Origin of the sequence: Streptomyces sp. NPDC050703, assembly GCF_040654435.1 — a bacterium.
GTDB lineage: Bacteria > Actinomycetota > Actinomycetes > Streptomycetales > Streptomycetaceae > Streptomyces.
Window position 1 is genome coordinate 244,623 of the sequence record NZ_JBFAHX010000005.1, and the last position, 24,123, is coordinate 268,745.

22 protein-coding genes are annotated in these 24,123 nt (G+C 72.1%); 17 read left to right on the forward strand and 5 right to left on the reverse strand.

Annotation, left to right across the window (positions count from 1 at the left end; all coding sequences use genetic code 11):
- The first annotated feature begins 4 nt into the window (after positions 1-4).
- Positions 5-1,168, forward strand: a complete 1,164-nt coding sequence (locus AB0I16_RS07280; RefSeq protein ID WP_363248313.1) for an NADH-quinone oxidoreductase subunit D — start codon at positions 5-7, stop codon at positions 1,166-1,168.
- Positions 1,169-1,243: 75 nt separating this feature from the next.
- Here AB0I16_RS07280 and AB0I16_RS07285 read toward each other — a convergent pair whose 3' ends face one another.
- On the reverse strand, positions 1,244-2,251 hold the full coding sequence (locus AB0I16_RS07285; protein ID WP_363248314.1) for an SAM-dependent methyltransferase: 1,008 nt from the start codon (positions 2,249-2,251) through the stop codon (positions 1,244-1,246).
- 105 nt (positions 2,252-2,356) lie between these two features.
- Between AB0I16_RS07285 and AB0I16_RS07290 the strand changes: the two genes are divergently transcribed.
- Together AB0I16_RS07290 and AB0I16_RS07295 are read left to right on the forward strand one after the other, a co-directional pair.
- Positions 2,357-3,559 (forward strand): sensor histidine kinase, encoded by a 1,203-nt coding sequence (locus tag AB0I16_RS07290; protein WP_363248315.1) that lies wholly within the window; start codon positions 2,357-2,359, stop codon positions 3,557-3,559.
- Positions 3,560-3,609: 50 nt separating this feature from the next.
- Positions 3,610-4,281 (forward strand): response regulator transcription factor, encoded by a 672-nt coding sequence (locus AB0I16_RS07295; protein ID WP_363248316.1) that lies wholly within the window; start codon positions 3,610-3,612, stop codon positions 4,279-4,281.
- 63 nt (positions 4,282-4,344) lie between these two features.
- Here AB0I16_RS07295 and AB0I16_RS07300 read toward each other — a convergent pair whose 3' ends face one another.
- The gene (locus tag AB0I16_RS07300) at positions 4,345-5,451 is read right to left on the reverse strand and encodes a DUF5937 family protein (protein WP_363248317.1); all 1,107 of its coding nucleotides are present in this window, start codon (positions 5,449-5,451) and stop codon (positions 4,345-4,347) included.
- 580 nt (positions 5,452-6,031) lie between these two features.
- On the opposite strand from AB0I16_RS07300, the gene AB0I16_RS07305 reads away from it, so the two are divergent.
- Positions 6,032-6,277: a hypothetical protein gene (locus AB0I16_RS07305; RefSeq protein ID WP_363248318.1), complete on the forward strand. Its 246-nt coding sequence runs from the start codon at positions 6,032-6,034 to the stop codon at positions 6,275-6,277.
- On the opposite strand, the gene AB0I16_RS07310 is transcribed toward AB0I16_RS07305, so the two are convergent.
- The gene (locus AB0I16_RS07310) at positions 6,216-7,505 is read right to left on the reverse strand and encodes a beta-eliminating lyase-related protein (protein ID WP_363248319.1); all 1,290 of its coding nucleotides are present in this window, start codon (positions 7,503-7,505) and stop codon (positions 6,216-6,218) included. The genes AB0I16_RS07305 and AB0I16_RS07310 overlap by 62 nt on opposite strands.
- A 147-nt stretch (positions 7,506-7,652) precedes the next feature.
- Here AB0I16_RS07310 and AB0I16_RS07315 point away from each other — a divergent pair, with 147 nt between their 5' ends.
- The 10 genes from AB0I16_RS07315 (at position 7,653) to AB0I16_RS07360 (ending at position 16,862) form a co-directional block, all read left to right on the forward strand.
- Complete coding sequence (locus tag AB0I16_RS07315) at positions 7,653-8,591, forward strand: DUF2520 domain-containing protein (RefSeq protein WP_363248320.1); 939 nt, start codon at positions 7,653-7,655, stop codon at positions 8,589-8,591.
- Positions 8,588-9,592, forward strand: a complete 1,005-nt coding sequence (panC, locus tag AB0I16_RS07320) for a pantoate--beta-alanine ligase (protein WP_363248321.1) — start codon at positions 8,588-8,590, stop codon at positions 9,590-9,592. Before AB0I16_RS07315 ends, panC begins: the two co-directional genes overlap by 4 nt.
- Positions 9,589-11,307 carry an L-aspartate oxidase gene (locus tag AB0I16_RS07325; protein WP_363248322.1) on the forward strand — a complete coding sequence of 573 codons (1,719 nt, stop codon included), beginning with the start codon at positions 9,589-9,591 and terminating at the stop codon, positions 11,305-11,307. Before panC ends, AB0I16_RS07325 begins: the two co-directional genes overlap by 4 nt.
- Positions 11,304-12,299 carry a carboxylating nicotinate-nucleotide diphosphorylase gene (gene nadC, locus AB0I16_RS07330; protein WP_363248323.1) on the forward strand — a complete coding sequence of 332 codons (996 nt, stop codon included), beginning with the start codon at positions 11,304-11,306 and terminating at the stop codon, positions 12,297-12,299. The genes AB0I16_RS07325 and nadC overlap by 4 nt, the downstream gene beginning before the upstream one ends.
- Entirely contained in the window at positions 12,299-13,105 is an 807-nt protein-coding gene (locus tag AB0I16_RS07335; protein WP_363248324.1) for a type III pantothenate kinase, read from the forward strand. Before nadC ends, AB0I16_RS07335 begins: the two co-directional genes overlap by 1 nt.
- Positions 13,106-14,174: 1,069 nt before the next feature.
- A complete protein-coding gene (locus AB0I16_RS07340; protein ID WP_363248367.1) occupies positions 14,175-14,804 on the forward strand; it encodes a hypothetical protein in 630 nt (209 codons plus the stop codon).
- Positions 14,805-14,818: 14 nt separating this feature from the next.
- Positions 14,819-14,995: a hypothetical protein gene (locus tag AB0I16_RS07345; protein WP_363248325.1), complete on the forward strand. Its 177-nt coding sequence runs from the start codon at positions 14,819-14,821 to the stop codon at positions 14,993-14,995.
- 246 nt (positions 14,996-15,241) lie between these two features.
- A complete protein-coding gene (locus AB0I16_RS07350; RefSeq protein ID WP_363248326.1) occupies positions 15,242-15,745 on the forward strand; it encodes a BlaI/MecI/CopY family transcriptional regulator in 504 nt (167 codons plus the stop codon).
- A gap of 9 nt (positions 15,746-15,754) precedes the next feature.
- The gene (locus tag AB0I16_RS07355) at positions 15,755-16,297 is read left to right on the forward strand and encodes an amino-acid N-acetyltransferase (RefSeq protein WP_363248327.1); all 543 of its coding nucleotides are present in this window, start codon (positions 15,755-15,757) and stop codon (positions 16,295-16,297) included.
- A 226-nt stretch (positions 16,298-16,523) separates the two neighbouring features.
- Positions 16,524-16,862 carry an Lsr2 family protein gene (locus tag AB0I16_RS07360; RefSeq protein WP_062771622.1) on the forward strand — a complete coding sequence of 113 codons (339 nt, stop codon included), beginning with the start codon at positions 16,524-16,526 and terminating at the stop codon, positions 16,860-16,862.
- On the opposite strand, the gene AB0I16_RS07365 is transcribed toward AB0I16_RS07360, so the two are convergent.
- Positions 16,841-17,425 (reverse strand): SCO3374 family protein, encoded by a 585-nt coding sequence (locus tag AB0I16_RS07365; protein ID WP_363248328.1) that lies wholly within the window; start codon positions 17,423-17,425, stop codon positions 16,841-16,843. The genes AB0I16_RS07360 and AB0I16_RS07365 overlap by 22 nt on opposite strands.
- A gap of 450 nt (positions 17,426-17,875) precedes the next feature.
- Here AB0I16_RS07365 and AB0I16_RS07370 point away from each other — a divergent pair, with 450 nt between their 5' ends.
- Positions 17,876-20,404: an ATP-dependent Clp protease ATP-binding subunit gene (locus tag AB0I16_RS07370; protein WP_363248329.1), complete on the forward strand. Its 2,529-nt coding sequence runs from the start codon at positions 17,876-17,878 to the stop codon at positions 20,402-20,404.
- Positions 20,405-21,050: 646 nt separating this feature from the next.
- Positions 21,051-21,728 carry a M23 family metallopeptidase gene (locus AB0I16_RS07375; protein WP_363248330.1) on the forward strand — a complete coding sequence of 226 codons (678 nt, stop codon included), beginning with the start codon at positions 21,051-21,053 and terminating at the stop codon, positions 21,726-21,728.
- Positions 21,729-21,784: 56 nt separating this feature from the next.
- Here AB0I16_RS07375 and AB0I16_RS07380 read toward each other — a convergent pair whose 3' ends face one another.
- Positions 21,785-22,408 (reverse strand): TetR/AcrR family transcriptional regulator, encoded by a 624-nt coding sequence (locus AB0I16_RS07380; protein ID WP_363248331.1) that lies wholly within the window; start codon positions 22,406-22,408, stop codon positions 21,785-21,787.
- Positions 22,409-22,557: 149 nt separating this feature from the next.
- On the opposite strand from AB0I16_RS07380, the gene AB0I16_RS07385 reads away from it, so the two are divergent.
- Positions 22,558-24,105, forward strand: coding sequence for an MDR family MFS transporter (locus AB0I16_RS07385; RefSeq protein WP_363248332.1), 1,548 nt, complete (start codon positions 22,558-22,560; stop codon positions 24,103-24,105).
- Positions 24,106-24,123 lie beyond the last annotated feature (18 nt).

Genomic DNA, 24,123 nt, shown 5'->3' on the forward strand with positions numbered 1-24,123 from the left:
GCGCATGAGTCCCACGACGGAGACCACCACGGAGACCACGCTCGGCATCGGCGGCGCGGCCGAGAGCACCGACATGGTGCTCAACATCGGCCCCCAGCACCCGTCCACGCACGGTGTGCTGCGCCTGCGCCTCGTCCTGGACGGCGAGCGCATCCAGCACGCGGAGCCGGTCATCGGCTATATGCACCGCGGTGCGGAGAAGCTCTTCGAGGCCCGGGACTACCGGCAGATCGTGATGCTGGCCAATCGCCACGACTGGCTCTCGGCGTTCTCGAACGAGCTGGGCGTCGTCCTTGCCGTCGAGCGGATGCTCGGCATGGAGGTCCCCGAGCGCGCGGTGTGGACACGCACGCTGCTCGCGGAGCTGAACCGCGTCCTCAACCACCTGATGTTCCTCGGCTCCTACCCCCTCGAACTGGGCGGGATCACCCCGGTGTTCCACGCGTTCCGTGAGCGCGAGGAGCTGCAGAACGTCATGGAGGAGATGTCCGGCGGCCGCATGCACTACATGTTCAACCGCGTGGGCGGCCTCAAGGAGGACATGCCCGCCGGGTGGACCGCACGCGCGCGTGCGGCCGTCGCGTCGGTGCGTTCCCGCATGGACGTGTACGACCGCCTGGTGCTCGGCAACGAGATCTTCCGGGGCCGTACGCGCGGCGTCGGCGTCCTCACGGCCGACGCGGCGCACGCCTACGGAGTGAGCGGGCCCATCGCCCGCGCCTCCGGGGTCGACTTCGACCTGCGCCGCGACGAGCCCTACCTCGCGTACGGGGAACTCCAGGACACCCTGAAGGTCGTCACGCGCGAGGAGGGCGACTGCCTGGCCCGCTTCGAGTGCCTCCTGGAACAGACCCACAACGCCCTCGACCTCGCCGACGCCTGCCTCGACCGGCTCGCGGAGCTGCCGCGGGGTCCGGTCAACCAGCGCCTGCCGAAGGTCCTCAAGGCCCCGGAGGGCCACACGTACGCGTGGACCGAGAACCCCCTCGGGATCAACGGCTACTACCTCGTCTCCAAGGGCGAGAAGACGCCGTACCGCCTGAAGCTGCGCTCGGCCTCGTTCAACAACATCCAGGCGCTGACCGAACTGCTCCCGGGCCAGTTGGTCGCGGACATGGTGGCCATCCTGGGGTCGCTCTTCTTCGTGGTCGGCGACATCGACAAGTAGGCCGGCGGCCTCTGCGGATTCGGCGGCCTCGGCGGATTCGGCGGCCTCGGCGGGTCGGGGCCGGTGTGCGGGTCCTCAGGGAATGAGCGGCGGTCCGGGGACGCCGACCGGCTGGAGCAGCCACAGGAAGTCCCCGAGCCCGCCGGGCGCCGTCAGCTCGGCGGCCTCCCCGGCCCCGGCCAGCGCGCGTACGTAGGCCGCCGGGTCGCTGGAGGCCAGGGCCAGCGGCGGGCGGGCGCCGCTCACCCCGAGCGCGCCGAGCGCCTCCCGCTGGGTGAGCAGCGCGGCCCCTTCGGCGGCGCAGGCGTCCAGCGCCACGTGCGCGGTGATGTCGCGGCTCCCGTCCGGCACGGGAGCCGCCTCACGGCCCGCCCTGAAGCCCGTGAGCGTCCCGAAGGGCGGCCGGGCCCCCCGGAGGTGCGCGTAGTCCACGGCGACCGCCAGGCCGCGCTCCAGGGCCGCCACGGCCGCCGCCCACGCCTCGTCCCTGGGGTGCCCGATCTCGGCCCGCAGGCCCGGCTCGTCGCCCAGCGGCCACCAGCGGGCGAGCCAGCGGGCGTCCCGCCCCTCGACGGGGCCGCCCAGCGACTCGGTGCCGTCGTCGCGGACGAGGACGCGGCGGACGGTGCCGTCGGCGGCCACTTCGGCGACGTCCACGGGGACGTTGTCCAGCCACTCGTTGGCGAAGAGCAGCCCCGTGACGCCGGCCGGGGGCGCCGCCCGCCACTCCACGCGCGGATCGAGCCCGGCGGGCCGCCCGGCGCGCTCCACCGCGTACGCACGCACGCGTGCCTCCACTTCCGCGGGCAGCGCGGCCAGGACGCCCGCCGTCAGCTCCCCGCGGCCCGCGCCCATGTCGACGAAGGCGAGCTCGCCGGGATGCCCGAGCACACCGTCCAGGCGGCACAGGAGCCGCGCCACGGCGGTCGCGTACAGGGCCGATGCGTGCACGGAGGTGCGGAAGTGTCCCGCGGGCCCTTCCGTACGGAGATAGAAGCCGTCGGGCCCGTACAGAGCGGCCTCCGCGGCCTCGCGCCAGCCGCGCGGGACGGCGGTCCGCTTCGCCTGCTCGTCGTTCGTCACGACCGCAGGCTAAGCGGGCCTCCACCTTGGGGAGTACACGCGCTCGACGGGGATCGCACCTCCGGTTGACCCCGGGGCGCTGCGGGCCTGCCTACTCTGGGTTACGTGCAGCGCCTCTATGACTTCCTCCGACGACACCCGACATGGGTGGACGGCTCCTGGGCCGTCATCCTGCTCGGTATCTCCGGGATAGCTCTGGTGTCCATGTTGGAGGGGTCGGGCCGGGACCCGGGCGTCATGGCCGTTCCGCTCGCCCTCGGGCTCTGCCTGGTGGTGGCGCTGCGCCGGCGGAAGCCGGAGTGGATGCTGGTGCTCGCCGCGGCCATCGGCTTCCTCCAGCTCGTCTTCGACGTGGAGACGCTGCCCGCGAACTTCGCGATGCTGGTGATCATCTACACGGCGGCGGCCGACGGGGCGCGGTGGGCCTCGCGGTTCGCGCTGATCGGCGGCCTGTGCGCGGCTCCGCTGTCGATGATGCGCTGGCACACGGCGGACATGGGCGTCGCCGGCGTCGTCCTCGTCACGGCGTTCCAGATAGTGCCCTTTGCGCTCGCCTGGGTCCTCGGCGACTCCGTCCGCACCCGCCGCGCCTACCTCGCCGAGTTGGAGGAGCGCGCCGACCGCCTGGAGAGGGAGCGCGAGGCGCAGTCCAAGGTCGCGGTGGCGGCCGAGCGGGCGCGCATCGCGCGCGAGCTGCACGACGTGGTCGCGCACAACGTCTCGGTGATGGTGGTCCAGGCCGACGGCGCCGCGTACGTCCTCGACGCCGCGCCCGACCAGGCCAAGAAGGCCCTGGAGACGATCTCGGGGACCGGCCGCCAGGCCCTCGCGGAGATGCGCCGCCTGCTCGGCGTGCTGCGGACGGGGGAGCCCGAGGAGGGCTCCGAGTACGTCCCGCAGCCCGACGTCGAGCAGCTCGACGAGCTGATCGAGCAGGTGCGCACGTCCGGTCTGCCCGTCGACTACAAGGTCGAGGGAACCCCCCGCCCGCTGCCGAGCGGCGTCGAACTCACCGCGTACCGCATCGTCCAGGAGGCGCTGACGAACACGCGCAAGCACGGCGGCGAGAACGCCGGGGCGAGCGTGCGCCTCGTCTACTTCGACGACGGCCTCGGGCTGCTCGTCGAGGACGACGGCAAGGGCGCCCCGCACGAGCTGTACGAGGACGGCGGCGCCGACGGAAGGGGCCACGGCCTGATCGGCATGCGGGAGCGCGTCGGTATGGTCGGCGGCACGCTGGACGCGGGCCCGCGCCCCGGCGGCGGCTTCCGGATCAGCGCCCTGCTGCCCCTGAAGTCCGCACATTGACGTCCCCCGATGACACCTGTCAACGACCCGCCCCCGAAGGGATTTCCTTGATGTCGATCCGCGTGATGCTCGTCGACGACCAGGTGCTGCTGCGCACCGGGTTCCGGATGGTGCTCGCCGCGCAGCCGGACATGGAGGTCGTCGCGGAGGCGGGCGACGGGGTCGAGGCCCTTGAGGTGCTGCGCTCGACCGCGGTCGACGTCGTCCTGATGGACGTGCGCATGCCGAAGCTGGACGGCGTGGAGGCGACCCGGCGGATCTGCCAGGGCCCCAACCCGCCGAAGGTGCTGATCCTGACCACCTTCGACCTCGACGAGTACGCCTTCTCGGGGCTCAAGGCGGGCGCGTCCGGCTTCATGCTCAAGGACGTGCCCCCGGGCGAGCTGCTGACCGCCATCCGCTCGGTGCACAGCGGTGACGCGGTGGTCGCGCCGTCCACCACGCGGCGCCTGCTCGACCGCTTCGCGCCGATGCTGCCGAACGCCGGCGGGCAGCCGCAGCACAAGGAACTCGAACGCCTGACGGACCGCGAGCGCGAGGTCATGATCCTGGTCGCGCAGGGCCTGTCGAACGGTGAGATCGCCGCGCGGCTGGTCCTCTCGGAGGCGACCGTGAAGACCCACGTCGGCCGCATCCTGACGAAGCTCGGCCTGCGGGACCGGGTCCAGGTCGTCGTGCTCGCCTACGAGACGGGCCTGGTGCGGGCCGGGGGCGGCGCCTGAGGGCGGCCGGCCCCGGCGAAGCGCCCGGGCCGGCCCGAGCGGCCCGGCGCGGGACGCCCCGGCCTAGCGCAGGACCCCCTCGATGAAGTCGCTGCCGAGGCGGGAGACCACGCTGATGTCGAGCTGGTGCTGCACATAGCGCCCGCGGCGGCGCGTGGTGATCAGACCGGCCTTCTTCAGCACCGTCAGGTGCCGGGATATCTCCGGGGCGGTCATGCCGTGCGCGTCGGCCAGCTCGCCCGTGGTGTACGACCCGCGCGCGAGGTGGCGGCAGAGCCGCATGCGCACCGGGTGCGCGAGCGCGGACATGCGGCGGGTCAGCTGCTCCACGGTGGGCGGGGCCGAGAGGCCGGGGGCCCGCACGGGATACGTGATCGACGCCTGCCAGTCCTTGCGGTGCAGCACCATGAGGTGCGGCCAGCCGAGGCTGGTCGGCACGAACACCAGGCCGCCCTGGCCGGTGGTCGTCTGCCCGTCGCTGACCTTGTCGACGGTGATGCGGTGGCCGCTCTCGTCCAGGGAGACCGCTCCGGAGATCGACTTCAGCGCCTCGCCGAGGCCCCTGCGCCGCAGCAGCTCGGTCTTGTGCCGGGCGTCCGCCGCGAGTTGATGGCTCAGGCGGGCCCAGGTGTCGGCGAAGAACGCCTCGTCGCAGTCCTGGAGCAGCCCGCGCAGCCAGGTGCGGACGGCGGGCGGGTCGTCGAGCAACCGCCGGGTGAAGAGCACCTGGTGGGGGCCGCGGGCGGCGGCCAGGTCGAGCGCGCGCTGCTGCACGGCGGGGTCGGCCAGGAGATTGCGGTCCGGCTCCGTGTACGTCGACTGGCAGGTGAACTCCAGGGCGGCGTCCACGAACTGCTCGTCCGTCAGCTTGTCGAGCTGGTCGAGCTCCTCGGCGAGCGTGGCCCCGGGCAGCGCGCTCTGCCCCGGGAGCCCCGCGAAGGGCGCGAACACGTCGGAGAACGTCGAGCGCCACAGGAAGTCGGCCTCGCACATGCGGTCGGCCAGGCACGGGTCGAGGCGCGCGGAGACGGCCGTGGCCCAGCCCTGGAGCCCCGGATGGTGGCCCGGCTCGGAGAGCGCGTGCAGCGCCATACCCAGCTCGTTCAGGGGTGAGGGCACGACGTGGATCCGCTCGGGGGCCAGCCCGGTGATATCGATGCGCACGCTCATGGCCCCATGGTGCACCGCCCCACTGACAGCGCGGCCGTCGATTGACGAGCGTCGTCAATCGACGCGACGGGGGTGGCGCCGCGGGAGCAGTGTGGAGTCATCGCCGGACACGGCAGAGCCGCCGTGACCCCGGCGTACGACCGCCATGGGACCGGAATCCGACCGGCTCGGGACCGGGCCCCCGACGGGCAGGGGGCCGGACCCCCGACCGGCTCGGGACCGGACCCCCGACCGCCATGGGGCCGGACCCCCGACCGCCATCGGACCGGAATCCGACCGGCACGGAACCAGACCCCCGACCGGCACGGAACCGGTACCCCGCCGGCACGGAACCGGAATCCGGTCGGCACCTGATGACCGGCCGGCACCGCGGCCGGCCCGCCCTCCCCGCCGATCAGCCCCGCCGACCAGTCCCGCCGCCCAGTCACACCGACCAGTACGGCGCCCCGGCCCCAGGCCCGGCCTCCCCGGCCACCGGCACGGACCGGACCGGACCTGCTCGACCCATCGATGCCCACCGGTACCCATCGATGCCCATCAGTGACCGTTAAGTACCATTTGTCATGAGAGGCAGAACGTCATGAGCGTCACCCAGCAGCACCTGCTCGACACCTACCGCGCCGCCCGGCTCGGCGAGCCGAGGCCGCCCGCGCCGGGACGCCACGACTGGCAGGCCGTCCGGGAGGTCCGCGACTACGGCCGCTTCAAGGCCGTCATCGCGGAACGCCCGGCACGCGGCCGCGTCCGCTCCGCGCTGGCCGGACTCATCCGCGACGCGTTCCACCGGCGGGGAGCCGTCGCACGAACTCCGCGACCGCTTCCTTGACGTCGTCGGCCGTCCACGCCAGTCCCTCCTCGGTCACGGTGACCTCCGTGACCGAGAGGCCGGGCGGCCCGTCCGGGAACCACCGTCCGAACAGCTGGGTCCTGGTCTCCTCGGCCTGCCCGAGGGAGGCCCCGCTCAGTACGTCGGACTCGTACGGCAGCCAGACCTGGAACTGGTGCGTGTGCGGGCGCTCGGGGAGCACGCGCGACCACGGCACCCCGGCGGCGGCGAACCCCTCGCGCAGCGCGTCCGCCACCACGCGCGCGTGGGCGACGTACTCGGGCAGCCGCGGCAGTACGCGCCGCAGGCCCAGCAGGGCCGAGAGGGCGGCGGGGAACTGCTGGAAGAGCTGGCCGCCGTAGCGGTGGCGCCAGACCTTCGCCTCGTCGACGAGCGTGCGCGGTCCCGCGAGCGCGGCTCCGCTCAGCCCTTCGAGGGACTTGTAGAACGACACGTACACGGTGTCCGCGAGGCCCGCGATCTCCGTCAGGGGCCGGCCGAAGTGGGTGGGGCACTCCCACAGGCGGGCGCCGTCGAAGTGGACGACCGCGTCCCGCTCGCGCGCCGCCGCCACCACCGCTTCGAGCTCCTCCCACGCCGGGAGGACGAAACCGGCGTCCCTGAGCGGCAGTTCCAGCATCAGCGTCCCGAAGGGCTCGGGGACGTCCCGCACCTCGTCGGCCGTGGGCAGGCGCCGCTCCGTCGTCGGCCACACGGTGCGCAGACCGCTGACCGCGCCGAGGGCGCCCCCCTCGTGGACCTCGGGATGCGCCAGGGGGTGCAGCGCCACGGTCGCGTTCCCCGTACGCCCCGCCCAGCAGCGCAGGGCGACCTGCTGGGCCATGGTGCCCGTCGGGAAGAAGGCGGCGGCCTCCTTGCCGAGCAGGCGCGCGACCTCGTCCTCCAGGGTGGCCACGACGCCGTTCCCGTAGAGGTCCACGGGCTCCTGCGGGCCGACGACCTCGGGGGCCGCGGCGGCGAGCGAGGAGAGGCGTTCCAGGAGCGGGACGTGCGCGTGCGAGCGGTCCAGGATGCGGGTGGCGCCGCGGGCCGCCGCGATGCGCCTCGCCTGCGCGTCCGGCTCGTCGCCGGCAGATCCCGTCGGGGCGCCGGTAGATCCCGTCGCCTCGCCGGTGACCCCCGTCGCGTCGCCGGTGGCGTCCCGGGAGTCGGCGGGGGGATCGCTGTGGGCTCGCGGGGCCGCTTGTGCCGCGTCGTGGGAAGTCATGCCCAGAGCATGACCCGCCCGGCCGGTTCCGGTCACACTGATAACCACAGCCTGTGGACAGCGGAAGACGTGGCACCGGCCAATCGCGTTAGCATGACGAGAAATCGTCCGGTACCCCGAGCGGACTGGAACGGAAGGCGTCATCGCGTGAACGCATCGCATCAGCCGGACCCGCGGGACCGCCCCGCGAGGCTCACGGTCGGAGTCGTGGGAGCGGGCCGCGTCGGACCCGCGCTCGCCGCGTCGTTGCGGCTCGCCGGGCACCGCCCGGTGGCCGCCTCCGGGGTGTCCGACGCCTCGGTGCGGCGGGCCGCCGACCTGCTGCCCGACGTCCCCCTCGTCCCGCCCGCCGAGGTCCTCGACCGCGCGGACCTGGTGCTCCTGACCGTCCCCGACGACGCACTGCCCGCCCTCGTCGAGGGGCTCGCGGAGACCGGGGCGATCCGCCAGGGCCAGCTCCTCGTCCACACCTCGGGGCGGTACGGCACGAAGGTCCTCGAACCGGCGCTGCGGGCCGGCGCCCTGCCGCTGGCCCTGCACCCCGCCATGACGTTCACGGGGACCCCCGTCGACGTGCAGCGCCTGGCCGGCTGCTCCTTCGGCGTGACCGCGCCCGAGGAGCTGCGGCTGGCCGCGGAGGCGCTGGTCATCGAGATGGGCGGCGAGCCCGAGTGGATCGCCGAGGAGAGCCGCCCGCTCTACCACGCGGCGCTCGCTCTCGGCGCGAACCACCTGGTCACGCTGGTGGCCGAGGCCATGGACCTGCTGCGCGACGCCGGCGTCACGGCCCCCGACCGCATGCTCGGCCCCCTGCTCGGCGCCGCCCTGGACAACGCGCTGCGGTCGGGCGACGCCGCGCTCACCGGTCCCGTCGCGCGCGGCGACGCGGGCACGGTCGCCGCCCACGTCGCCGAGTTGCGCGAGCACGCCCCGCAGACCGTCGCCGGGTATCTCGCGATGGCCCGCGCCACCGCCGACCGCGCCCTCGCCCACGGCCTGCTCAAGCCGGAGCTGGCCGAGGACCTCCTCGGCGTGCTCGCCGACGGCACCGGCCCGACGGGCGGCACCGGAGGCGGGAAGCGATGACCACCACCCTGGTGCACACCGCCGAGCCGCTGCGCGCACGCGCGCGCGGAGGCCGCAGAGCCGTCGTCATGACGATGGGCGCCCTGCACGAAGGACACGCCTCGCTGATCCGCGCCGCCCGCCGCGTCGTGGGCCCCGAGGGCGAGGTCGTCGTCACCGTCTTCGTGAACCCCCTGCAGTTCGGCGCGGGCGAGGACCTGGACCGCTATCCGCGCACCCTGGACGCCGACGTCAAGATCGCCGAGCAGGCGGGCGCGGACACCGTGTTCGCCCCCGGCGTCGACGAGGTGTATCCGGGCGGTGAGCCGCAGGTCCGCGTCAGCGCGGGTCCCATGGGCACCGTCCTCGAAGGGGCCACGCGCCCCGGCCACTTCGACGGCATGCTCACCGTCGTCGCCAAGCTGCTGCACCTCACCCGGCCCGACGTCGCGCTCTTCGGCCAGAAGGACGCCCAGCAGCTCGCCCTCATCCGCCGCATGGCACGCGACCTGAACTTCGACGCGGAGATCGTCGGCGTCCCCACCGTGCGCGAGGACGACGGCCTGGCCCTGTCCAGCCGCAACCGCTACCTCTCGCCGGACGAGCGGCGCACCGCCCTCGCCCTCTCCCAGGCCCTCTTCGCGGGCCGCGACCGGCACGCCGCCCAGGAGGCCCTGCGCGCGCGTGCCGCGAGCGCACCCGCCTCACGCGCGCGTGCCGACGCGCTGAACGCCATGGGCGAGTCCCGCGCGGCGGCCGACGCCCACGCCGTGGCGGAGTCCGCCACCCCCTCGGCCTCCGGCGGCCCCGCGGCCGTCGTCGCGGCGGCCCGCCTCGTCCTCGACGACGCCGCGCGCCTGCGGCCCCCGCTGGAGCTGGACTACGTGGCGCTGGTCGACCCCGCCGACTTCGGCGAGGTCCGCCCCGGCCACACCGGCGAGGCCATCCTCGCCGTCGCGGCCAAGGTCGGCACGACCCGGCTGATCGACAACATCCCGCTCACCTTCGGAGACGCCGTATGACTGCCACCGGAATACGGCTGCACGCGCCCGCCCCCGGCTGGTCCCTCGACGCCGACATCGTGGTCGTCGGCTCCGGCGTGGCCGGCCTCACCGCCGCCCTGCGGTGCGAGGCGGCGGGACTGAGGACCGTCGTGGTCACCAAGGCCCGCCTCGACGCCGGCTCCACGCGCTGGGCCCAGGGCGGCATCGCCGCGGCCCTCGGCGAGGGCGACACCCCCGGACAGCACCTCGACGACACCCTCGTGGCCGGCGTGGGCCTCTGCGACGAAGAGGCCGTACGCATCCTCGTCACCGAGGGCCCCGACGCCGTACGCAGGCTGATCGAGACCGGCGCCCGCTTCGACACGGGCCCCGAGGGCGCCATCGAGCTGACCCGCGAGGGCGGCCACCACCGCCGCCGCATCGCGCACGCGGGCGGCGACGCCACCGGCGCGGAGATCTCCCGGGCCCTGGTCGAGGCCGTCCGCGCGCGAGGCATACCCACGGTGGAGAACGCCCTGGTCCTCGACCTGCTCACCGACGCCGACGGCCGCACCGCGGGCGTCTCCCTGCACGTCATGGGGGAGGGCCAGCACGACGGCGTGGGCGCCGTCCACGCCCCCGCCGTGGTCCTCGCGACCGGCGGCATGGGCCAGGTCTTCTCGGCGACCACCAACCCCTCGGTCTCCACGGGAGACGGCGTCGCGCTCGCCCTGCGCGCGGGCGCGGAGGTCTCCGACCTGGAGTTCGTGCAGTTCCACCCCACGGTGCTCTTCCTCGGCACGGACGCGGAGGGCCAGCAGCCGCTGGTCTCCGAGGCGGTCAGGGGCGAGGGCGCGCACCTGGTGGACGCCGACGGCGTGCGCTTCATGGTGGGGCAGCACGAACTGGCCGAGCTGGCGCCCCGCGACATCGTCGCCAAGGGCATCACGCGCCGCATGCAGGAGCGGGGCACCGACCACATGTACCTCGACGCCAGGCACTTCGGCGCCGACATGTGGGAGAACCGCTTCCCGACGATCCTCGCCGCCTGCCGCGCCCACGGCATCGACCCGGTCACCGAGCCCATCCCGGTCGCCCCCGCCGCGCACTACGCCTCGGGCGGAGTCCGCACGGACCCGCACGGCCGCACCACCGTCCCTGGCCTGTACGCCTGCGGCGAGGTCGCCTGCACCGGCGTGCACGGCGCCAACCGCCTGGCCTCCAACTCCCTGCTCGAAGGTCTGGTCTACGCCGAGCGCATCGCCGCCGACATCACGGCACGGCACGCGGCGGGCGACCTCCACGCGGGCGTGCCCGCCCCCGTGGCGCAGCCGGAGACACCGACGCACCCCCTGCTGCCCCCCGAGGCCCGCTTCACCATCCAGCGCGTCATGACCGAGGGCGCCGGAGTGCTGCGTTCCGCCGACTCCCTCAGCGAGGCGGCGGCCCGCCTGGCCCGTATCCACGCCGAGGCCGCGGGTGCCCTCGCCGACGACGGAAAGACCGCCGAGCCCGGCGTCGACACCTGGGAGACGACCAACCTCCTGTGCGTGGCCCGCGTCCTGGTCGCCGCCGCCCAGCGCCGCGAGGAGACCCGCGGCTGCCACTGGCGCGAGGACCACGCCGACCGCGACGACGCCGCCTGGCGGCGCCACATCGTCGTACGCCTGAACCCGGACCGCACCCTGGCGGCCCACACCACGCGGACCCCCGACTTCCCTCCGACGACCCGCCCCACTCCCCAGGAGCAGTGACCGTGAGCACCCCCGACGACCTCCCCCTCGCCCCGACCGGCGGCGGCTGCGGCGATGCCTGCGGCTGCGGCGGGGACGACGCGTTCGACCCCCTGGAGTGCGGCCTCGACCCCGCTCTCGCATGGCTCCTCGCCGAGGCGGGCCTCGACCCGCTCCAGGTCGAGGACATCGCGCACATGGCCATCGAGGAGGACCTGGCGGGCGGCGTGGACGTCACCACCGTCGCCACCATCCCCGAGGACGCCGTCGCCACCGCGGACTTCGTCGCCCGCGAGGCGGGAACCGTGGCCGGCCTGCGCGTCGCCGAGGCGGTCGTCTCCGTCGTCTGCGAGGACGAGTTCGAGGTGGAGCGCCACGTGGAGGACGGCGACAGGGTGGAGGCGGGCGACAAGCTGCTCTCGATCACCACCCGCACCCGCGACCTCCTCACCGCCGAGCGCAGCGCGCTGAACATCCTGTGCCGCCTCTCCGGCATCGCGTCCGCCACGCGCGCGTGGGCCGACGCCCTCGACGGTACGAAGGCGAAGGTCCGCGACACCCGCAAGACCACGCCCGGCTACCGCGCCCTGGAGAAGTACGCGGTCCGCATGGGCGGCGGCGTCAACCACCGCATGTCGCTCTCCGACGCGGCCCTGGTCAAGGACAACCACGTGGTCGCGGCGGGCGGCGTCACCGAGGCCTTCAAGGCCGTGCGCGCGCAGTTCCCCGAGGTGCCGATCGAGGTCGAGGTCGACACGCTCCACCAGCTCCGCGAGGTCGTCGACGCGGGCGCCGACCTGATCCTCCTGGACAACTTCACGCCCGGCGAGACGGCGGAGGCCGTCGCGATCGTGTCCGGCCGCGCCTTCCTCGAATCCTCGGGCCGCCTCACCCTGGAGAACGCCCGCGCGTACGCGGAGACGGGCGTCGACTACCTCGCGGTGGGCGCCCTCACGCACTCCTCCCCGATCCTGGACATCGGTCTCGACCTGCGGGAAGCGGTGCGCGACTGATGCTCCTCACGATCGACGTCGGCAACACCCACACCGTCCTCGGCCTCTTCGACGGCGAGGACATCGTCGAGCACTGGCGCATCTCCACGGACGCGCGCCGCACGGCGGACGAACTGGCCGTGCTGCTCCACGGCCTCATGGGCATGCACCCCCTGCTCGGCGACGAGCTGGGCGACGGCATCGACGGCATCGCCATCTGCTCCACCGTCCCCTCGGTCCTGCACGAACTGCGCGAGGTCACCCGCCGCTACTACGGAGACGTCCCCGCCGTCCTCGTCGAACCCGGCATCAAGACCGGCGTCCCGATCCTCATGGACAACCCCAAGGAGGTCGGCGCCGACCGCATCATCAACGCGGTCGCGGCGGTCGAGCTCTACGGAGGCCCCGCGATCGTCGTCGACTTCGGCACCGCGACGACCTTCGACGCGGTGTCCGCCCGCGGGGAGTACGCGGGGGGCGTCATCGCCCCCGGCATCGAGATCTCCGTGGAGGCGCTCGGCGTACGGGGCGCGCAGCTCCGCAAGATCGAACTGGCCCGCCCCCGCAGTGTCATCGGCAAGAACACGGTGGAGGCCATGCAGGCGGGCATCCTGTACGGCTTCGCGGGCCAGGTCGACGGGGTCGTCAACCGGATGGCACGGGAGCTGGCGGGCCCGGGGGGCGACCCCGACGACGTCACGGTCATCGCCACGGGTGGCCTGGCCCCCATGGTGCTCGGCGAGGCCTCGGTCATCGACGAGCACGAGCCCTGGCTCACGCTGATCGGCCTCCGCCTGGTCTACGCCCGGAACACCCCCCGCCCATGACTGGCCCCTGGGCCCCCAACGCTTCCCCCCTCGGCGGTCCACCCCTCACCCCGGCTTTTCCCCCGCCACCAACAACCCCGCCGCTCCGCGGCGGAACCTCTCCCACCCACCCGCCCGTTTCCCCGCGGCTGACGCGGCGAGGGAGGGGCGGGTTGGTCTCCCCGCAGGGGGAGGGGCAACGGAAACGGCAGTGACGGGTGCTGCCGCAGGGGATGGGTGACGGGGGCGGGAGGGGCTGCCCGCAGGGGATGGGTGACGGCGGGGCTGGGTGGGTCTCGCCGTAGGGGTGGCCCATAGCGGACAGGGCATGTCGGCATCCAGGAGCGGGTCGGTGACCGCGACGGTCGCCCGTAGTCGTGCTGCGGCGGCCAGGACGAGCAAGCAAGGCCCCCACGCAAGGCCCCCACGCACCCGCAGGCGCCGTTCCGACCGGAGGGGACGTGGGGGTATGTGCGAGCGCAGCACAGGGATTCCGCGTGACTTCGCCCATTCGGCCGAACGCCCAGGCAAAGATGGCGAGCACGCACATACCCCCGCGGCCCCGCCCCGCAACGGGCCGGATGGCGCGCCCCGCATCGCGTGGCGCCGGCCCAGTGACCAAGCCAGGACCCCGCGCCCCACAGATCCCGCAACGGCCGGATGGCGCACCCCGCAGCGACGGCCCAGCGCCCGGCTGGTGGCCGCGCTCCGCAGCGAGGTGGACCAGCCCCGCAGCGGCTGAACGGCTCACCCCGCAGCCACAACGCAACGGCCCAGCGCCCGGCTGGTGGCCGCGCTCCGCAGCAAGGTGGACAAGCCCCGCAGCGGCCGAACGCCGCGCCCGGCAGCGGCCGAACGCCGCACCCCGCAGCGGCAAAAGCGCGCCCCGCACAGAGACCGCACAGCCGCCAACCGCCGGAAGGCCAGCCCAGCCGCCTCCACCGCGAAAGCCACCCCCAGCCAAAGCCGCCCCCACCGCTGAAGGCGCCCCGCCAGAACCCGCCGCGCCGCCAAAAGGGCGTTAAGCCGATTTTGTCCGACTTGCGCTTATCGTCAACTCATGCCCACGCCCTACGGTTCCCGCGGCGGTATGGCCTTCAGCGCGGAGGAGCTGCGTGTGCTCCGTCGTGCCCTGGCCCTCGCCCTGCATCCACGCCCCGCCTCCGACGAGGACATCCAGGACTGCCTCCGCCTCGCCGAATCGGTCGACGAGGCCCTGAGCGAGGGCGCCAGACTGCGCGCCTTCCTGGTGGCGGACCTCGCCCGCTACCGCGCGGGACTCCCCGGCACCGCCTCCGGCTACCTCGCGCTCCTCGCCGACGTCCTGGGCACCGGCTACCGGCCGGGCCCCGACGACCTCGCCGCACTCCGCGCCCTGCGGGGCAACGCCAAGGCCGCCGCGCTGCTCGACCGCTGCCGCTCCCTCACCGAGGAGGCCGTACGCGCCCGCCTCGCGGGCCGGACCGTACCGGCGGCACCGGAGCGGCCCGTCGTCCCCGCGTCCCGCTCGCACCTGCTCGCCCTGCCCGGCGGCCGTACCGCGGCGGGTGACGAGGCCGCGCCCGCCTCCGCGCCGGCCGGACGCCCGCCGGCCCCCGCCCAGGAGCCGGCCCGCCCGGTCCCGACCCCGGCGGAGGTCTTCCCGCCGAAGCGGCGCCCGGCGGCACCGGGAACGCCCGCGACACCCGCGGGCCCCCCGCACCAGCGCGCCGCGGGCTAGCTACTCTGGAGGGCATGGACTACGTTTCCGCGCTCGTGCCCCCCGTAGTGATGGCCGTGTTCTTCGGCGGTCTCATCGTGACGATCGTGAAGACCCAGGGCGGCGCCAACAAGGCCAAGGAGGACGCGGCCGCGGACGCGATCAGCCGCGCCGAGGCCGCCCGCCGCACCCCGGAGACCGGCGGCGCCTGAGCAGCCCCCGGCCCGCTCCGTCCGGCCCCGGCCCTCGGCCTTCTGGGCCGCCCCGGGCCGCCCCCGGGACCGGCCACGGCCCGCCGGCCCACGGCTCCCCGCACCCCTCGGCAGCCTCACGGCCTGGCATCCACCCCGCCAAAAGGGCGTACGACTCGACACACACGAGTCGTACGCCCTTTTTGTCACGTAAATACACTTCGTGCCGATAGTGCTGATAGTCCCTTCTCCCACTATTGTTCTGCTGTGCCTCGTCCATTGGGAGATCTCGAAGACGCCGTCATGACACGTGTGTGGAAGTGGAACCGCCCCGTGACCGTTCGAGAAGTCCTGGAAGACCTTCAGCAGGAACGGTCCATCGCCTACACGACCGTCATGACCGTTTTGGACAATCTCCATCAGAAGGGCTGGGTGCGCCGCGAAGCGGAAGGCCGGGCCTATCGATATGAGGCGGTCTCCACACGCGCGGCCTACGCCGCCGCACTGATGAACGAAGCCTGGTCGCGGAGCGACAACCCCGCCGCCGCGCTCGTCGCCTTCTTCGGCATGATGTCGGCGGAACAGCGCGCGGCACTCAGCGACGCGATGCGTATCGTCCAGGGCCCGGCCACCCAAGAACCGACCGCCCCGGAACCGGTTGTCCAAGGCCCGGCCGCCCAAGAACCGACCGCCCAAGAGTCGACCGTCCAAGGCCCGGTCCCCCAAGGCCCGGAGAACCCCGGCGACGCCGACCGCGACCCAGAGCGATAGCGTCCGCCCATGGCAGCAGAGGGACCCGAACTCAGCGAACGCACGTCAAAAGCGGTCTCCGTCCGCAGGGCGCGAACCTCCGATGTGCCGGCCGTGCGCGGGCTCCTGGACTCGTACGTCCGCGAGCGCATCCTCCTGGACAAAGCGACCGTGACGCTTTACGAGGACATCCAGGAGTTCTGGGTGGCGGAACGCGACGACAACGCCGAGTTGGTCGGCTGCGGCGCACTGCACGTGATGTGGGAAGACCTCGCGGAAGTCCGGACGCTCGCGGTGAATCCCGAGGTCAGGGGAGCCGGAGTAGGGCACCAGCTGTTGGGGAAGTTGCTGCAGACCGCCCGTTGGCTCGGCGTGCGCAAGGTTTTCTGTCTCACCTTCGAAGTCGACTTCTTCGGCAAGCACGGCTTCGTGGAGATCGGCGAGACTCCGGTCGACGGAGATGTCTACAGCGAGCTCCTGCGTTCCTATGACGAGGGCGTCGCGGAGTTCCTCGGTCTCGAACGAGTGAAACCGAACACCTTGGGCAACAGCCGGATGCTTCTGCATCTGTGATCGTCTCGGTGGTATTCCGTGACCGCCTCCTGCCCTGGTGCCCTATGTCCGAAACGCGCATGTTTCCGGGCTTCTCGGGGCCGCGGATCTCTCCCAGGGGTTTGTGTTTTTCCGGCAAAAGCGGTTTGCTTTCCGACGTACTGCAGTACTGCATATAACAGGGGCCGCGATTCGGCGGCGCACGCCGTGCGGTCCGGCCTTGAAGTTATCGATGAAAGGAAATCCGGTGGCACAGAAGGTTCAGGTCCTTCTTGTCGATGACCTCGACGGCGGCGAGGCGGACGAGACCGTGACGTTCGCGCTGGACGGCAAGTCCTACGAGATCGACCTCACCACGGCCAACGCGGACAAGCTCCGTGGCGCCCTTGAGGACTTCGTCAAGGCCGGCCGCCGTACCGGCGGCCGTGGCTCCGGCGGCCGCGGCAAGACGCGCGCCGCGGCGTCGAGCGGCGGTCAGGACACCGCGGCGATCCGCGCCTGGGCGAAGGAGAACGGTTTCGAGGTCAACGACCGCGGCCGCGTCCCCGCGTCCATCCGCGAGGCCTACGAGAAGGCCAACGGCTGACGGCTGCGACGCCGCAGCCGGACGCGGTGGCACTGCGTCGCCGCCGTGTCGACGAGTCGTACGAGATCGGAGCCCACGGCGGGGTCGCTGTGGTGCACCGTCCCGCCCCTCCCCGCAGCGGGCAGGGACAGCGGCGCCGGCAGCGTCGGCTCCACCTCGCACCCGGGCTCCGGGGGCCGCAGCCAGACAGCGGCCCCCAGCGGACCGGACCACCCCGGAGGCGTGGGCGCCTCGATCAGGCCGCCCGCCCCGACCGCGGTGAGGCCGAGGGGGATGTCCCCCCACTCCAGCCAGTCGAGCAGCCCCGGCAGCTCGTCGGCGCCACCCGCGCCGATCAGCAGCCGCATCGTTTCTCCGCGCAGCGCCACCGGAGCCTTCGGCCCGAGATGGCGCAGCGCAGCGAACCCCGCCTCCGCGGGCAGTTCCAGTACGTCGAAGCGCAGTCCTGTCACCAGGCGCGCCCGGCCGGGTCCGGGGCCGGGCGCGGTCGCCCAGCCGAGCTCGTTCTCGTACCACTGCCGCACCGGGTCGCTCTCGTACGTCCTGCGGGGCTGGGGAACCATGGGGGCCATGTCCGGGCAACAGCCGAAACGGTTCCCGGGTTACGCGCCGTGGCTGAACGAGTGCGATACGTGTCCGGAAATGGGGCGTGCGGACGTCTTCGGCGGCGCAAGGGTGTTCGCCCGTAGCTGAGGGAACCAGGGCGCGCCGCATGGAGTGTCAGTCGTAACGGGTAAGACATCCCTAGTGGGGAGGGGCGACACGCGGCTCCGGCGGTTCTCCGTTCGCCATCGGCGTAGTGATGGTGAGGGTAACTGCCTGGCCTGCGGGAACATCGTCTCGCACCATCGGGTTGGAGCAGATGTCGGCGTTCGGGGTCAGGAGATCCTCCGAGAAGGGGTCCGGGTGTCGGCAGATGGAATGAGCGGTCCCCGCTTGCGGGACTAAGCTGCGGAAGGACAGGGAGGGGACCGACCCCTTTACTGCCTGACCGCTCTGAGGAGCGATTAACGATGTTCGAGAGGTTCACCGACCGCGCGCGGCGGGTTGTCGTCCTGGCTCAGGAAGAAGCCCGGATGCTCAACCACAACTACATCGGCACCGAGCACATCCTCCTGGGCTTGATCCACGAGGGCGAGGGTGTCGCCGCTAAGGCCCTGGAGAGCCTCGGGATTTCGCTCGAGGCGGTCCGCCAGCAGGTGGAGGAGATCATCGGGCAGGGCCAGCAGGCTCCGTCCGGGCACATCCCCTTCACCCCCCGTGCCAAGAAGGTCCTGGAGCTCTCGCTCCGCGAGGCCCTTCAGCTGGGCCACAACTACATCGGCACGGAGCACATCCTGCTCGGCCTGATCCGCGAGGGCGAGGGCGTCGCCGCCCAGGTCCTCGTCAAGCTGGGCGCCGATCTCAACCGGGTGCGGCAGCAGGTCATCCAGCTGCTCTCCGGCTACCAGGGCAAGGAGACCGCCACCGCCGGCGGTCCTGCCGAGGGCACGCCCTCCACGTCCCTGGTGCTCGACCAGTTCGGCCGGAACCTCACCCAGGCCGCCCGTGAGTCCAAGCTCGACCCGGTGATCGGGCGCGAGAAGGAGATCGAGCGGGTCATGCAGGTGCTGTCCCGCCGCACCAAGAACAACCCGGTGCTCATCGGCGAGCCCGGCGTCGGCAAGACCGCCGTCGTCGAGGGCCTGGCCCAGGCCATCGTCAAGGGCGAGGTGCCGGAGACCCTCAAGGACAAGCACCTCTACACCCTCGACCTGGGCGCGCTGGTCGCCGGCTCCCGGTACCGCGGTGACTTCGAGGAGCGCCTGAAGAAGGTCCTCAAGGAGATCCGCACCCGCGGCGACATCATCCTGTTCATCGACGAGCTGCACACGCTCGTGGGTGCGGGTGCCGCCGAGGGCGCCATCGACGCCGCTTCGATCCTGAAGCCGATGCTGGCCCGCGGTGAGCTCCAGACCATCGGTGCGACCACGCTCGACGAGTACCGCAAGCACCTGGAGAAGGACGCGGCCCTGGAGCGCCGCTTCCAGCCCATCCAGGTCGCGGAGCCGTCGCTGCCGCACACCATCGAGATCCTCAAGGGCCTGCGCGACCGCTACGAGGCCCACCACCGCGTCTCCATCACCGACGAGGCCCTCGTCCAGGCGGCGACGCTGGCGGACCGCTACATCTCGGACCGCTTCCTCCCCGACAAGGCGATCGACCTGATCGACGAGGCGGGCTCCCGGATGCGCATCCGCCGGATGACCGCGCCGCCGGACCTCCGCGAGTTCGACGAGAAGATCGCGGGCGTGCGCCGCGACAAGGAGTCGGCCATCGACTCCCAGGACTTCGAGAAGGCGGCCTCTCTCCGCGACAAGGAGAAGCAGCTGCTCGCGGCGAAGGCCAAGCGCGAGAAGGAGTGGAAGGCCGGCGACATGGACGTCGTCGCCGAGGTCGACGGCGAGCTGATCGCCGAGGTCCTCGCGACCGCCACCGGCATTCCGGTCTTCAAGCTGACGGAGGAGGAGTCCTCGCGTCTGCTGCGCATGGAGGACGAGCTCCACAAGCGCGTCATCGGTCAGAAGGACGCCGTCAAGGCGCTCTCGAAGGCGATCCGGCGTACGCGTGCGGGTCTGAAGGACCCGAAGCGCCCGGGTGGTTCGTTCATCTTCGCGGGCCCGTCCGGTGTCGGTAAGACCGAGCTGTCCAAGGCGCTCGCCGAATTCCTCTTCGGCGACGAGGACGCGCTGATCTCCCTCGACATGTCGGAGTTCAGCGAGAAGCACACGGTCTCGCGTCTCTTCGGTTCGCCCCCCGGTTACGTGGGTTACGAAGAGGGCGGCCAGCTGACCGAGAAGGTCCGCCGCAAGCCGTTCTCCGTCGTCCTTTTCGACGAGGTGGAGAAGGCCCACCCGGACATCTTCAATTCGCTCCTGCAGATCCTGGAGGACGGTCGTCTGACCGACTCCCAGGGCCGGGTCGTCGACTTCAAGAACACGGTCATCATCATGACGACCAACCTCGGCACCCGTGACATCTCGAAGGGCTTCAACCTCGGCTTCGCGGCCCAGGGCGACACGAAGTCCAACTACGAGCGGATGAAGAACAAGGTCAGCGACGAGCTGAAGCAGCACTTCCGCCCGGAGTTCCTGAACCGCGTGGACGACGTCGTCGTCTTCCCGCAGCTCAGCCAGGACGACATCCTCCAGATCGTCGACCTGATGATCACCAAGGTGGACGAGCGTCTCAAGGACCGGGACATGGGCATCGAGCTCTCCCAGTCCGCGAAGGAGCTGCTCGCGAAGAAGGGCTACGACCCGGTGCTCGGCGCGCGTCCGCTGCGGCGCACGATCCAGCGCGAGGTCGAGGACACCCTCTCCGAGAAGATCCTCTTCGGCGAGCTGCGTCCCGGCCACATCGTGGTCGTCGACACGGAGGGCGAGGGCGAGACCGCCACGTTCACCTTCCGCGGCGAGGAGAAGGCGGCACTGCCCGACGTGCCGCCGATCGAGTCCGCCGCCGGTGGCGGCGCGGGCCCGAACCTGAGCAAGGAGGCGTAGCCTCCGGGCGGGTCCGCCCTCGGGCGGGCCTGCCCCTCCGGCACGCTTCACAGGGGCTGCCCCGGAACCGTACCCACGGTCCCGGGGCAGCCCCTTTCGCGCGCCCACGAGCAGGGCCCACGAGCAGGGCCCACGAGTAGGGCCCACGAGTAGGCCCCGAGCGGGCCCGCGAGGAGCCGGGGCAGTAGCGGGCGTCACAATCCCGGCCGAGTGGATCTCGTCGCCCGGTGACATGACGCACAGGGGTTTTGTCCGTTACTACGCGGAATAGTGGGTACGGCCCGGTCCGGGCCCGGGACCTTCGGCCCGCAACCTCCGGGCCCTTCGGCGCGTCCGCCGGGGCGCCGCGCGGGCCGTCCCGCACGGGCCCCCGTACCCCCTCCGACGGGCGCGGGCACCCAGCGGCAGCGGAAAAGCGCCGGAAAACGGACGTGGGGGGATTGTCTGGATTTGAGGGCGTCAAGAGGTTGAAATGATGACGGCCTCCTACGGCTTTCGGTAGTAGATGGGCCCTTTGTGCGCTGGTCGGAGCACGGGTTACCAAGGGATGGCCGATCCGGCGATACGTGCTCCGCGGGACCTCACCCGCTCCCGCGTGCCGGGTCATCGCATGCCCCCCTCAGTCAAAGCTCCGGAGGACATCCCCATGTCTCAGCGCACCAAGTTCCACCAGTCCCGCCCGTCGATGCTCCGTACGAAGGTGGCCGTCGTCGCCGCGGGCGTCGGGGCCTCGGCGGTCCTGGGGGCCGGGGTCTCGGTCGCTGCCGACAGCGCCAAGGCCGGCGGCGCCCTGCCCGGCGTCTCGGTGAACTCGCTCCGCGCCCAGGCCGACGCCCAGGCCAAGGCCGCCGACAAGGCGCAGAAGGACGCGGCCAAGAAGGCCGCGGACGCCAAGAAGGCCGCCGCCTCCTGGGTCCACCCGGTCGAGCGCTACACGCTCTCCGCGACGTTCGGCCTCGGCGGCAACATGTGGTCCCACAAGCACTCCGGCCAGGACTTCGCCGTGCCGGTCGGCACCAACGTGGGCGCCGCGCACGCCGGTACCGTCGTCAAGGCGGGCCCGAACGGCGGCGGCGACGGTCCGGCGTACGGCAACGCCGTCGTGATCAAGCACGACAACGGTACGTACTCGCAGTACGCGCACCTCTCGCGGATCGACGTCCGCGTGGGCCAGAACGTCACCACCGGCCAGCACATCGCCCTCTCGGGCAACACCGGCAACTCCAGCGGTCCTCACCTGCACTTCGAGATCCGCAAGACGCCGAACTACGGCTCGGCCATCGACCCGGTGGCCTTCCTCGGCTCGGTGGGTCTGAAGCTCTGACAGCCTGAAGCCCTGACCTGAAGCCCTGACCCCCGGGCGCCCCCGGGCCCGGCCGCTCAGCCGGCCGTGCCCGAGCCCGAGTCCGGGGCCGAGGCCGAGGCCGAGTGGGCCTGCGTGATCAGATCGACGGCGACCTCCAGGATGGCCATGCGCTTCTCCTCGGGGTCGCCTTCGACGTCCTTGAGCGCGAACATCCCGCCGTGCATGGTGAACAGCGCGCTGAAGCACCGCACCTGGTCGCGCATGGCGGCCCCGGGGTCCTTGAGGATCTCGAAGAGCCCGATCATGCGGTCCTTGAAGGACTCGCCGATCTGCAGGTCACGCACCGTGGCCTGGTTCTCCTGCATGAAGCGGAAGAGCGGCGACGCCTCGACGAGGATCTCGCTGTAGCGGCGCAGGACCTCTTTCCTGGTCTCCAGGGAGGGCGGCTGCGGCTGCTCCCTGCCCCACTCGATCAGCTCGTCGATCGGCCTGGTCGCGTCCTCGAACAGGCTGTTGAGGATGTCTTCCTTGGTCTTGAAGTGGTAGTAGAGCGCCGCCTTCGTGACCTCCAGGCGCTCCGAGATCTCCCGCAGGGACGTCTTCTCGTACCCCTGCTCGGCGAAGAGTTCGAGGGCCACGTCCTGGATGCGCTCGCGGGTGTCCCCGCGGCGCCGCTGCCTGCCTGTGCCCGTGCCCATCGGGTGCTCCTCGACTCTGTTCAACTTACTTGACGCCCGGCTAGTTAGGGGTCTACCTTTCCCCAGTGTAATCAACTAGCCGGGCGGCAAGTAAGACGTCCGGGGCGGGGCGTTCGTGGGGGACCGCGGGGGTCGGGGAGTGGGGAATCATGGCTGACACGATCGCGGCGAAAGCCGTACCGGACGAGAAAGAGGCCCAGGCGGCGCCGCGCAGCGTACGCGTCGTGCTGCTGGCCCTGATGATCACGATGCTGCTCGCGATGCTCGACAACATGATCGTGAGCCCGGCGATGCCGACCATCGTGGGCGATCTGGGCGGCCTCGCCCACCTGTCGTGGGTCGTGACCGGCTACACCCTGGCCACGGCGGCCTCCACGCCCATCTGGGGCAAGCTCGGCGACATGTACGGGCGGAAGGGCATCTTCCTCACCGCGATAGTGATCTTCCTGCTGGGCTCCGCGCTCAGCGGCATGGCGCAGGACATGAACCAGCTCATCGGGTTCCGCGTGGTCCAGGGCCTCGGCGCGGGCGGCCTGATGGTCGGCGTCATGGCGATCATCGGCGACCTGGTGCCGCCGCGGGACCGCGGCAAGTACATGGGCATGATGACCGGCGTCATGGCGGTCGCGATGATCGGCGGCCCGCTGGTCGGCGGCACCATCACCGACCACCTCGGCTGGCGCTGGGCCTTCTACATCAACCTGCCGCTCGGCGCGGTGGCCCTCGCCATGGTGACCGCCGTCCTGCACCTGCCGAAGAAGAAGGCGGAGGGGCGCATCGACTACCTCGGCGCGGCCCTGCTGGCCGTCGGCATCAGCGCGCTCGTGCTCGTCACCACCTGGGGCGGCTCCGAGTACGCCTGGGGCTCGGCCGTGATCATGGAGCTCATCGCGATCGGCGTCGTGGCCCTGATCGGCTTCGTCCTCGTACAGAAGAAGGCCGCCGAGCCGATCATGCCGCTGCACATCTTCCGCAGCCGCAACTTCTCGCTGATGGCCGTGGTCGGCTTCATCACCGGCTTCGTGATGTTCGGCGCGATGCTCTTCCTGCCGCTCTACCAGCAGTCGGTACAGGGCGCGTCAGCGACCAACTCGGGGCTGCTGCTCCTGCCGATGCTGCTCTCGATGATGGCCGTCTCGGTGCTCGCGGGCCGCTACACCACGTCCACCGGCAAGTACAAGATCCTGCCGGTCGTCGGCACCGTCCTGATGGTCGGCGGCTTCTTCCTGCTGGCGCAGATGGACACGGGGACGTCCCGCCTCACCTCGGGCCTCTACATGGCGGTGGTCGGCGCCGGCATGGGCTTCCTGATGCAGACCACCATGCTGGTCGCGCAGAACAGCGTGGAGATGAAGGACATGGGCGTCGCCTCGTCCTCGGCCACGCTCTTCCGCACGCTCGGCTCCTCCTTCGGCGTGGCGATCATGGGCGCGCTCTTCAACGGCCGGGTCCAGGACGTGATGGCCGAGCGCGCCGGCACGGTCGGCGGCAAGGTCACCGAGCAGTCGGCGCAGTTGACCGCGGACAGCCTGGCGAAGCTGCCGGAGCCGGTGCGCGACGCGTACCAGTACGCGGTCTCCTCGGGAACGCACTCGGCGTTCCTGCTCGGCGCGGCCATCGGCGTGGCGGCGCTCCTGGCCGCCGTCTTCATCGAGGACATCCCCCTGCGGGGCTCGACCCCACCGGTGGCCGAGTAGGGGACTTCTCCGCGCCCC

What these genes read in the sequence shown, in the direction of transcription:
- AB0I16_RS07340 (WP_363248367.1), top strand. Translation starts at nt 14,175, where the DNA reads ATGGCCTTCAGCGCGGAGGAGCTGCGTGTGCTCCGTCGTGCCCTGGCC.
- AB0I16_RS07345 (WP_363248325.1), top strand. Translation starts at nt 14,819, where the DNA reads ATGGACTACGTTTCCGCGCTCGTGCCCCCCGTAGTGATGGCCGTGTTC.
- AB0I16_RS07380 (WP_363248331.1), bottom strand. Translation starts at nt 22,408, where the DNA reads ATGGGCACGGGCACAGGCAGGCAGCGGCGCCGCGGGGACACCCGCGAG.
- AB0I16_RS07300 (WP_363248317.1), bottom strand. Translation starts at nt 5,451, where the DNA reads ATGAGCGTGCGCATCGATATCACCGGGCTGGCCCCCGAGCGGATCCAC.
- AB0I16_RS07375 (WP_363248330.1), top strand. Translation starts at nt 21,051, where the DNA reads ATGTCTCAGCGCACCAAGTTCCACCAGTCCCGCCCGTCGATGCTCCGT.
- AB0I16_RS07335 (WP_363248324.1), top strand. Translation starts at nt 12,299, where the DNA reads ATGCTCCTCACGATCGACGTCGGCAACACCCACACCGTCCTCGGCCTC.
- AB0I16_RS07355 (WP_363248327.1), top strand. Translation starts at nt 15,755, where the DNA reads ATGGCAGCAGAGGGACCCGAACTCAGCGAACGCACGTCAAAAGCGGTC.
- AB0I16_RS07295 (WP_363248316.1), top strand. Translation starts at nt 3,610, where the DNA reads ATGTCGATCCGCGTGATGCTCGTCGACGACCAGGTGCTGCTGCGCACC.
- AB0I16_RS07305 (WP_363248318.1), top strand. Translation starts at nt 6,032, where the DNA reads ATGAGCGTCACCCAGCAGCACCTGCTCGACACCTACCGCGCCGCCCGG.
- AB0I16_RS07370 (WP_363248329.1), top strand. Translation starts at nt 17,876, where the DNA reads ATGTTCGAGAGGTTCACCGACCGCGCGCGGCGGGTTGTCGTCCTGGCT.
- AB0I16_RS07365 (WP_363248328.1), bottom strand. Translation starts at nt 17,425, where the DNA reads ATGGTTCCCCAGCCCCGCAGGACGTACGAGAGCGACCCGGTGCGGCAG.
- panC (WP_363248321.1), top strand. Translation starts at nt 8,588, where the DNA reads ATGACCACCACCCTGGTGCACACCGCCGAGCCGCTGCGCGCACGCGCG.
- AB0I16_RS07385 (WP_363248332.1), top strand. Translation starts at nt 22,558, where the DNA reads ATGGCTGACACGATCGCGGCGAAAGCCGTACCGGACGAGAAAGAGGCC.
- AB0I16_RS07280 (WP_363248313.1), top strand. Translation starts at nt 5, where the DNA reads ATGAGTCCCACGACGGAGACCACCACGGAGACCACGCTCGGCATCGGC.
- AB0I16_RS07310 (WP_363248319.1), bottom strand. Translation starts at nt 7,505, where the DNA reads ATGACTTCCCACGACGCGGCACAAGCGGCCCCGCGAGCCCACAGCGAT.
- AB0I16_RS07325 (WP_363248322.1), top strand. Translation starts at nt 9,589, where the DNA reads ATGACTGCCACCGGAATACGGCTGCACGCGCCCGCCCCCGGCTGGTCC.